Below are 9,464 nucleotides of genomic sequence, written 5' to 3'. Positions count from 1 at the left end.
TGTTCGACCCGGGCTACTACGCGGTCTCACCACGCGAGGACCCGCGGGGCCCGCTCCCGGGCGGGGGCCCCGACCCGGACCGTGCCGCGGCCACCGCCGACGACCCGACCACGGACGGCGACACCTGGCGGGTGATGCGCGGCGGGTCCTACCTGTGCCACGACTCGTACTGCTACCGCTACCGGGTGGCGGCACGGTCGGCCAATACGGCCGGGTCAGCGACCGCCAACCTCGGCTTCCGCTGCGTTCGCGACATGTGAGCCGGGGGCGGACTCACCCTGCCCGGCCTCACCCGGACCGGCCGCACCCTGCCCGGCCCGCAGCGCCGCCTCGATCATGTCGTAGAGGTGGGCCACGACCTTCTCGAAGTCGGTGTTGACCACGGTGCTGCTGGCGTCGCGCCGGTCCTCGTAGACCGCCAGCGCGCCGGTGAACATCTGCGTGGCCAGATCGATCCGCTCGAACGCCACCCGCCGCGGCAGGTGCGAACACACGTCGATGAGGCGCACCACCACGTCGTCGGTCGCCGTGCGTAGCCGCACCTCCGGCGCCTCCGGTCCCATCACCGGACCCACCCGCTGCAGGAAGCGCGCGTAGTGGGTGGCGTCCGGCGACGCCCGCAACAACTCGACGATCGGCTCGAACAGCACCCGCACCAGCGAGGTGAGGTCCGTGCCGAGGCCCTGCTCGTCGATCTCGGCCAGGCGCTGCTGCCGCACCGTGTCCAGGGCGGTCAGCCTGCGCCGCAGCACCTGGCGGATGAGCCCGTCCCGGCTCCCGAAGTGGTATTGCACCGCCGAGTTGTTCCGTTGCCCGGCGGCCGTGGCCACGTCGCGCATCGACACACGGTCGAGACCGCGCTCGCCGATCAGCTTCTCGGCGATCTCGATCATCGCCGACTTGGCGTCCCTGGGCTGGGAGGTGCCGTTCGCCCCGGCGTCGTCCGGGCCTTCGTTCGTCCGCTCCATCGGGCCCACTCCTCTACGCCTTCTCGGTCGACTACGCCTTCTCGGTCGACTGCGCCTTCTCGGTCGGCCGACTGTGTCGCGGCCGCGTCGGCCGGCCCCTGCGGGCCGGCCGCTCGGGTCAGATCTTGGCCGCGCCGGGGCTCCACTTGCGGCCGGCTGCCTCGCCCAGCTGGTTGAAGCTCAGGACGGTGAGGAACAGCACGAACGCCGGGATCCCCACGAGGTAGGGATACCGCTCGAAGTCGGGCTGGCCGGCGCTGATCATGTTGCCCCACGTCGGTTCGGGGCGGGGGATGCTCAGCCCCAGGTAGCTCAGCGACGCCTCGGCCACGATGAGCACCGCGACCAGCATGAAGCTATAGGACAGCACGGGCGCGACGATGTTCGGGGCCACCTCGCGCAGCATGATGCGGATCTCGCCGGCGCCGAGCGAGCGGGCGGCCGTGACGAACTCGCGGCCGGCGAAGCTCATGGCGTTGGCGCGAACGAGTCGCGCGTACGAGGGCACCACCATGACGCCCAGCGCGAGCGTGACGTTGAGCAGTGTCGGCTCGAGCACCGTGATGATCGCGATGAGCAGGATCAGGGACGGGAACGCGAGCAGCACGTCACTGATGATGGACACGACGCGATCGGCCCAGCCGCCCTTATAGCCGGCGATGAGACCGAGCGTGCCGCCGATCAGGCCGCCGATGATCACACCGCCGATACCCACGACGATGGAGACGCGGGCGCCGTAGAGCAGGCCGCCGAGGATGTCGAGGCCCTGCCGGTCGGTACCCAGGGGGTAGTCCGACGCCAGGTCGGGCGGCATCAGGGACGGCGTCATTAGGGCGAGCGCCGGGTCGCGGGCCTCCGCCAGGGGCAGGAAGTCGACGATGAGCGCGCCCAACACGATGAGGACGGTCCAGCCGAGGGCCACCCACGTGCCGAGCCCGGAGAGCTTGGGCAGCCGGAGCTTACGCCGGGCGGGTGCGTCCGCCGCGACGGTCGCGGTCGCGGTCGCGGTCGCGGGGGACGCGCCGCGCGGGAGGGTCGTATCGATGTCAGCCACGGCGGATCCTCGGGTCGATGAGTGCGTAGGCGACGTCCACGGTCATGTTGACCAGGACGTAGAAGGCGGCGATGACGATGACGCCACCGAGCACCACGGGAAGGTTGTCGTTCTGCACGGCGTCGACGATCATCGTGCCCATCCCGGGCAGGTTGAACAGCCGCTCGACCACCACCGTGCCGCCGATGAGGCGACCGAGGCTGATGCCGGCGAGGGTGATGATGGAGACCGTCGACGGCCGCAGGGCCTCTTTGACCAGGACGTGCCCGGTGGGCATGCCCTTGGCGCGCGCCGAGAGGACGAAGTCCTGCTGCAGGGTCGAGATCATGTCGGTACGCAGGACGCGCGTGAAGATCGCGACCTCCATGAGCGCCAGCGTGAGGGCGGGCAGCGCGATGCTGCGCAGGTTCTCCCCCAGCCCCTCGTCCAGCGGCACGTAGCCCTGGCGCGGGAACTCGGGCAGGAAGGTGGCGATCACCGCGAGCACCCCGCCCACGGCGAGGCCGGCGATGAGCGCCCTGCCCCACATGACGCCGGGTGCGCCGGGGCCGCCTCGGCGACCCAGCGGTGACAGCGCCACCGCGAGCCCGACCACCGCGGCGAGGCCGAGGATGAGCTGCTGCGCGAACGAGTGGTTGAACACCAGCAGGTAGATGAGCAGGAGGCCGGCCACGAAGCTGGGCACCGAGATGAACGCGAACGCGACGATCGAGGCCACCTGGTCGAACACCCCGCCGCGACGGTAGGCCGACCACACCGCGACCGGCACGGCGATCGCCAGCGACAGGATGATCGACAGGAACGCGAGCTGGATGGTCACCGGCAGGGCGTTGCCGATCATCTCGGTGACGGGCTGGTTGGGCTGGATGAGCGAGTTGCCGAGATCGGCCGAGAGCATGCTGCCCGCCCAGTCGGCGAAGCGGACCGCCAGCGGATCGTCGAGACCCAGCTCCTCCCTGGCGGCCAGATACTGCTCCTCGGTCGCGCCCGAGCCGACGGCCGAGGCCGCGGCGTCACCGGGGACGGCCTCCATCAGGAAGAACGCGCCGATCGCGGCGAGTATGACGACGACGACCGCGTGCAGAGCGCGTTCGCCTATGAACCTGAGCACGTGGGGAGGACCCTTCGTTCAGTCACCGCATGAGGCGGTTACTTAATCATCTTGACGCAGCCACACTAGTTCGTGATACTCGTCACAGCAACACGTTCTAAGTACATGACTTAGAGCCGGTACTCACACCAGGAGGCAGCCATCGCCGCCGCACCACCAAGCGGGTCCGGGACCACGGACCTGCTGCTCGAGGTCCGGGACCTGCGCACCCACATCGACACCCCGGCGGGTCGCATCACGCCCGTGGACGGGGTCGACATCTCACTGCGTCGCGGCGAGACGATCGGCATCGTCGGCGAATCGGGCTCGGGCAAGTCGATGCTCGTCCGGTCGATCATGGGCATCGCCCCGTCCACCGCACGGGTCGACCCGTCCTCGACGGTCCGGTTCGACGGCCGCGACGTCCTGTCGCTCACCCGTCGGGACGCGCAGAAGTTCTGGGGTCGCGAGGTCGCCATGGTGTTCCAGGATCCGCTGACCTCGCTCAACCCCATCCGGACGATCGGTCGACAGATCATCGACCCGCTGCGCCACCACCTGGGCCTGAGCCGCAAAGACGCGGTCGACCGCGCCGTCGAGATGCTCACCCGCGTGCGCATCCCGTCGCCGAAGACCCGGTTGAACGAGTACCCGCACCAGCTCTCGGGCGGCATGCGTCAGCGCGTCGGCATCGCCATCGCGCTGTCCTGCGAGCCCAAGCTGCTCATCGCCGACGAGCCCACCACCGCGCTCGACGTCACCGTGCAGCACGAGATCCTCGACCTGCTGCACGGCCTGCAGACCGACTCGGACATGGCGATGATCCTCGTCAGCCACGACCTGGCCGTGGTCTCGCAGCACACCGACCGCATCGGCGTCATGTACGCCGGCCGGTTCCTCGAGGTCGGAGACACCCGCGCGCTGCTCGACGAGCCCGCGCACCCGTACACGGGAGCCCTGCTCGACTCGATCCCGCGTCCGGACCAGCCGCCGCACACCGTGCTCACGGTGATCGAGGGTCGCCCGCCGAACCTGCGGGAGATGCCCGCCGGCTGCCGGTTCGCCCCCCGCTGCCCGCGGGTGGCCGACGACTGCCTGGCCGTGGACCCGCCGCTCGAGGACCTCACCGGCACGCCCGGGCTCACCCCGGAGTTCTCCGTCCACCGCGTCGGCTGTCTGCATCCGACCGTCCCCGCTCCCATGCGCACCACCAGCGAGGCATCATGACCGTCTCTCCCCCCGACCTCGCCGGACCGGCGGCCACCGAGACCGCGGGCCGGCCCGCCGACGCCAAGCTCGTCGTCGACGCCGTCACCGTCGAGTACCACACCCGCAAGGGCACGGTGCACGCCGTCACCGACGTCTCCCTGGACGTCCCCCGCGGCTCCACGCTCGCCCTCGTCGGCGAGTCCGGCTGTGGCAAGTCCAGCCTCGGCCGCGCGATGCTGCAGCTGCCGCGTCCCTCGGCCGGGCGCGTCATGGTCGACGACACGGACCTGTGCGCGCTGTCCGGCTCCTCCCTCAAGGAGGCGCGTAAGCGGATCCAGATGGTGTTCCAGGACCCCATCTCCTCGCTCAACCCGCGCCGCAAGGTGCGCGACATCGTCGCCGAGGGCCTCGAGATCCAGGGTGTCGATGGCGGCCGCGAGGAGATCCGGCGCCGCGTCGACGCCGCCCTCGAGGCGGTCGGACTCGACCCCGCCCACGCCGGCGACCGCCGGCCGTCGGAGTTCTCCGGCGGGCAGTGCCAGCGCATCGCCCTCGCCCGCGCGCTCGTCCTGGAGCCCGAGGTACTGGTGTGCGACGAGCCGGTCTCCGCGCTCGACGTCTCCGTGCAGGCCCAGATCCTCAACCTGCTCGAGGAGATGAAGGAGCGCTACCACCTGACGATGGTGTTCATCTCCCACGACCTGTCGGTGGTCCACAACATCGCCGACCGTGTCGCGGTGATGTACCTCGGCATGGTGTGCGAGGTCGCCGACACCGAGACCCTGTACCGGGCCCCGGCCCACCCGTACACCATGCTGCTCATCTCCTCGGCCCCCACGCTCGGCGGCACCCTCGCCGACACGCTCGGCGAGGAGTCGATCACCGCGACCAGCTCCGAGCTGCCCTCGCCGCTGAACCCCCCGTCCGGCTGCAGATTCCGCACGCGGTGCCCCCGGGCCACCGAGCTCTGCGCCGCCGAACGTCCCCCGCTCACCACCATCGCGCCCGGCCACCAGGTCGCGTGCCACCACCCCCTCCAGGAGAACCGATGAAGCGCACCACCGGCGTCATGGCCGTCCTCGCGGCCGCCACCCTGACCCTGTCCGCGTGTGGTGGAGGCGGCGACGAGTCCACCTCCGCCGCCGGCGGAGCCGAGGGTCAGGCCCCCGACCAGTCCGAGCGCTGCACCGAGGACCTGGCGGGTGGCACGATCACGGTCGGCGAGTTCTCCATGCTCCCGTCCTTCGCCCCCGGCCAGGGCCAGTACGGCGTCCGCGGCGGCGCCCAGTCGGCGGCCGTCTACGACCGGCTGATGGTGTGGAACCCCGAGGCCGAGGAGTTCGAGCCCAAGCTCGCCGAGTCCCTCGAGGCCAACGACGACAACACCGTGTGGACCCTCAAGCTCCGCGACGGCGTCACCTTCTCCAACGGCGACCCGCTCACCGCGGAGGACGTCGTGTTCACCGTCGGCCTGCACAAGGACCCGGCCAACCGGTCGACCGCGATGACCGACGCGATGGAGATCTCCGACGCGCGCGTCGTGGACCCGCTCACCGTGGAGTTCACGCTCGACGACCCGTGGGCCGGGTTCCCCGTGACCCTCGCCGGCACCGTCGGCGAGGTCATCCCGAAGAACGCCTACGAGGCCGCCGACCCGCAGGAGTGGGCGCGCAACCCGATCGGCGCCGGCGCGTTCACCGTCGCCGAGTACATCCCCGATCAGCGGACCGTGCTCGAGCCCAACCCGGACTACTACGGCGGGCCGGTCTGCCCGACGCTCGAGTTCATCCGCATCCCCGGTTCGCAGGGCACGTACGACGCCTTCAAGACCGGCGAGGTCCAGGTGGGCTTCCTGCGTGGCGCCAAGTTCAGCACCATGGCGCAGAACGAGGACGTCCGCGGTTTCGAGGAGATCATCAGCTCCGGCTCGGTGCTCAACATGAACTCCGGCAAGGCCGGTTACGACGGCATCCTCACCGACGTCCGCGCCCGCCAGGCGGTCGCCGCGGCGATCGACCGGGACCTGTGGAACCAGCGTCTGTACGACGGCGAGGGCCAGCCGACCTCCGCACTGGTCGCCGACTCGTCCCGCCTGTACGACGGCCAGGAGGGCCCGGCCTACGACGTCGAGAAGGCCAAGTCCCTGGTGGCCGAGCTCAAGGCCGACCGTCCCGACTGGAACGGCGAGCTGCGCATGCTCATCTCCGACGGCCCCGAGAACATCGAGGCCGGCGTGATCGCCAAGGCGATGCTCGACGCCGCCGGGTTCAACGTCGTCATCGACAACGCCCCCGTCTCGCAGGTCACGGCGCGTCAGTTCACCGGCGACTACGAGATCGTGATCGGCGGCCTGGCGCCCTCGGACGCCGACCTCGCGTCCACCTTCGCCAGCGCCTTCAGCCCGGACGGTGCCACCAACCTCACGGGCATCGACGATCCCGAGCTCACCGCCGCGGTGACCGAGCTCAAGGCCGCCCCCGACCTCGACGCCCAGAAGGCCGCGCTCACGCGCCTGCAGGAGGTCTTCAACGAGGTGCAGCCGTTCACGGTGATCGCCAACGCCGAGCAGTACGTGGCCGTCGCCGACACCGTCGGTGGCCTCACCCCGACGCTGTCCTCGACCGTCCTGTACGACGGGGCCTTCGTCAAGGAGTGATCCCGCTCCGGCGGTCCTCGTGATCGAGTGACCCGCCCCGGCGGCGCTGACGAGCCCTGAACCCGTCGGCGCCGCCCCCATACGACACCGACGTGCCCCGGGCTCCCGCCCACCGGTGAGAGCCCGGGGCACCTCTCTGCCGACCACCGACTCCGTGGCGTGCCGACCGGCCCGCCGCGACCTCACGATCAGGAGAACAGATGACCCGCGCCACCAGCGCTCTGGCCGTCCTCGCCGCGACCACGCTCGCCCTCACCGCGTGTGGAGGTGGCGGATCCGACCCCGCCGCCAACGCCTCCGGCGCCTCTGCCCCGGACCAGTCCGAGCGGTGCACCGAGGAGCGGGTCGGCGGCACCATCACGATGGGCGAGTACGCGATGCTGCCGTCCTTCGCGCCCGGCCAGGGCATGTTCGGCGTGCGCGGGGCCACCGAGTCGGCGGCCGTCTACGACCGCCTCATGACGTGGAACCCGGAGACCGCGGAGTTCGAGCCCAAGCTCGCCGAGTCGCTGGAGTCCGCCGAGGACAACACCGTGTGGACGCTCAAGCTGCGCGACGGGGTGACCTTCTCCAACGGCGACCCGCTCACCGCCGAGGACGTGGCCTTCACGATCGACCTGCACAAGGACCCCGCGACGGTGTCCAACGCGATGACCGACGCCATGCAGGTCGAGCAGACCCGCGTCGTGGACCCGCTCACCGTGGAGTTCACCCTGGCCGAGCCGTGGGCCGGCTTCCCGATCCTGCTGGCCGGTGCCGGCGGCGAGGTCATCCCCAAGAAGGCGTACGAGGCCGCCGACCCGCAGGAGTGGGCGCGCAACCCCATCGGCGCCGGTGCGTTCACCGTGGCCGAGTACGTCCCGGACCAGGAGCTGGTGCTCGAGCCGAACCCGGACTACTACGGCGGCCCGGTGTGCCCCACCCTGAAGTTCATCCGGATCCCCGGCTCGCAGGGCACCTACGAGGCGTTCCAGACCGACGAGGTGCAGGTCGGCTTCCTGCGCGGTGCCAAGACCGTCACCGCCGCCCAGGACGCGGGTGACAAGGGCTTCGAGACCATCACCAGCGCCGGCTCGATCGTCAACCTCAACGCGGGCAACGCCGGCTACGACGGGGTCCTCACCGACGAGCGGGCCCGCCAGGCCTTCGCCAAGGCGCTCGACCGCGATCTCATCGACCAGCGCCTGACCGGCGGACTGGGCCAGCCCACCTCCGCCATCATCGCCGAGTCCTCGCGCTTCTACGACGGCCAGCAGGGCCCGCAGTTCAACGTCGAGGAGGCCACCGCGCTGCTCGACGAGGTCAAGGCCGACCGCCCCGACTGGAACGGTGAGCTCACCCTGCTCGTCGCCGACAGCCCGGAGAACATGGAGTCCGGCGTCGCCGTCAAGGCCCTGCTCGACGCGGCCGGCTTCAACGTCACCATCCAGAGTGCGCCCGTCGCCCAGGTCGTCGCACGCCAGTTCACAGGCGACTTCGAGGCCGTCATCGGCGGTCTGTCCCCCTCGGACGCCGACCCGGCCTCGACGTTCGCCAGCGCCATGACCCCCGGTGGCTCGCTCAACATCCCGGGCGTCGACGATCCCGAGCTCACCGAGGCCGTCACCAAGTTCAAGGCTGCCGCCGACCTCGATGCGCAGAAGGCCGCGCTGACCGAGCTGCAGGAGGTCTACAACCGCGTGGTGCCGTTCGCGGTGCTGGCCAACGCGCAGGAGTACGTCGTGGTCGACGACTCCGTCCGCGGTGTCTCGCCGACCCTGCACGGCACGGTGCTGTTCGACGGCGCGTTCGTCGAGGAGTGATCGACTCGCGGTTGGCGGACTGACGTAGTCCCGAGAGCCGACGGCCCCGGATCCAGTTCGATGGATCCGGGGCCGAGGTCTATCCGGGCGGCGTGTGCCCGGGGGGAGTGCCCGGGCCGGCCGCGTGCCGAGCACCTCAGCGGGCGCCGGCGCATTCGCCCGCTCAGACACAGCCGCACGCTAACGCATTCGCCGCCCGGCCACACGCCGGCGCGTTCACCCGCCCACCCGCCGAGCACAGCCGCACGCCACCATGGCGTCTCGCGCGCACCGCGGGGTGGGCGAGACGCCATCGACGGGAGCGGCTGCACGAACGCAGCCGTGGGCTACACCCCGCGCACACCTCTCACCCAGAGCCGCACCCCACGCACCCCCCCTCACCACCCCGCGTACCCGGGCGCCACGCGCTGCCAGGGCGCGGCGGCCTCGAGCTGCCCGGACAGCCGCAGCAGCAGGTCCTCACGCGCGTAGTCGGCGACCAACTGCACCCCCACGGGTAGGCCGCGGTCGTCGGTGCCGAGGGGCAGCGAGATCGCCGGCTGCCCCGACAGGTTGAACATGCTCGTGCACACGGAGAACGCCGAGGACCGGGTCCACATCGACTCCGGGTCGGTCACGTCGAGGTAGCCCAGCTCCGGGGTGGTCGTGGGCAGCGTCGGCAGCATCAGCACATCCACGCCGTCCG

9 protein-coding genes are annotated in these 9,464 nt (G+C 70.9%); 5 read left to right on the top strand and 4 right to left on the bottom strand.

Annotated elements, in window-relative coordinates; all coding sequences use genetic code 11:
* On the top strand, window positions 1-260 hold a 260-nt coding region (locus tag G6030_RS16490; protein WP_182642892.1), incomplete at its 5' end, for an SUMF1/EgtB/PvdO family nonheme iron enzyme.
* On the opposite strand, the gene G6030_RS08920 is transcribed toward G6030_RS16490, so the two are convergent.
* From G6030_RS08920 to G6030_RS08910, 3 genes are all read right to left on the bottom strand, one after another.
* Window positions 216-968: a TetR/AcrR family transcriptional regulator gene (locus G6030_RS08920; protein WP_182642891.1), complete on the bottom strand. Its 753-nt coding sequence runs from the start codon at window positions 966-968 to the stop codon at window positions 216-218. The genes G6030_RS16490 and G6030_RS08920 overlap by 45 nt on opposite strands.
* Window positions 969-1,086: 118 nt before the next feature.
* Window positions 1,087-2,022 carry an ABC transporter permease subunit gene (locus tag G6030_RS08915; protein WP_182642890.1) on the bottom strand — a complete coding sequence of 312 codons (936 nt, stop codon included), beginning with the start codon at window positions 2,020-2,022 and terminating at the stop codon, window positions 1,087-1,089.
* Entirely contained in the window at window positions 2,015-3,133 is a 1,119-nt protein-coding gene (locus tag G6030_RS08910) for an ABC transporter permease subunit (RefSeq protein ID WP_182642889.1), read from the bottom strand. The genes G6030_RS08915 and G6030_RS08910 overlap by 8 nt, the downstream gene beginning before the upstream one ends.
* A gap of 243 nt (window positions 3,134-3,376) precedes the next feature.
* Between G6030_RS08910 and G6030_RS08905 the strand changes: the two genes are divergently transcribed.
* The 4 genes from G6030_RS08905 (at window position 3,377) to G6030_RS08890 (ending at window position 8,779) form a co-directional block, all read left to right on the top strand.
* On the top strand, window positions 3,377-4,339 hold the full coding sequence (locus G6030_RS08905) for an oligopeptide/dipeptide ABC transporter ATP-binding protein (protein ID WP_182642888.1): 963 nt from the start codon (window positions 3,377-3,379) through the stop codon (window positions 4,337-4,339).
* The gene (locus G6030_RS08900) at window positions 4,336-5,373 is read left to right on the top strand and encodes an oligopeptide/dipeptide ABC transporter ATP-binding protein (protein ID WP_182642887.1); all 1,038 of its coding nucleotides are present in this window, start codon (window positions 4,336-4,338) and stop codon (window positions 5,371-5,373) included. The genes G6030_RS08905 and G6030_RS08900 overlap by 4 nt, the downstream gene beginning before the upstream one ends.
* Window positions 5,370-6,977, top strand: a complete 1,608-nt coding sequence (locus G6030_RS08895) for an ABC transporter substrate-binding protein (protein WP_182642886.1) — start codon at window positions 5,370-5,372, stop codon at window positions 6,975-6,977. The genes G6030_RS08900 and G6030_RS08895 overlap by 4 nt, the downstream gene beginning before the upstream one ends.
* A 200-nt stretch (window positions 6,978-7,177) precedes the next feature.
* Entirely contained in the window at window positions 7,178-8,779 is a 1,602-nt protein-coding gene (locus tag G6030_RS08890; protein WP_182642885.1) for an ABC transporter substrate-binding protein, read from the top strand.
* Between the two features lie 377 nt (window positions 8,780-9,156).
* Here the strand turns inward: G6030_RS08890 and G6030_RS08885 are convergent.
* Window positions 9,157-9,464, bottom strand: a 308-nt coding sequence (locus G6030_RS08885; protein ID WP_241724262.1) for an amidase family protein, incomplete at its 5' end; no start/stop codon positions are given.

It is taken from the genome of Dietzia sp. E1 (genome assembly GCF_014145015.1).
Taxonomy (GTDB): domain Bacteria; phylum Actinomycetota; class Actinomycetes; order Mycobacteriales; family Mycobacteriaceae; genus Dietzia; species Dietzia cinnamea_A.
The sequence above is the reverse complement of the archived record's forward strand: the minus strand, read 5'-3'. Positions and strand labels throughout refer to the sequence as shown.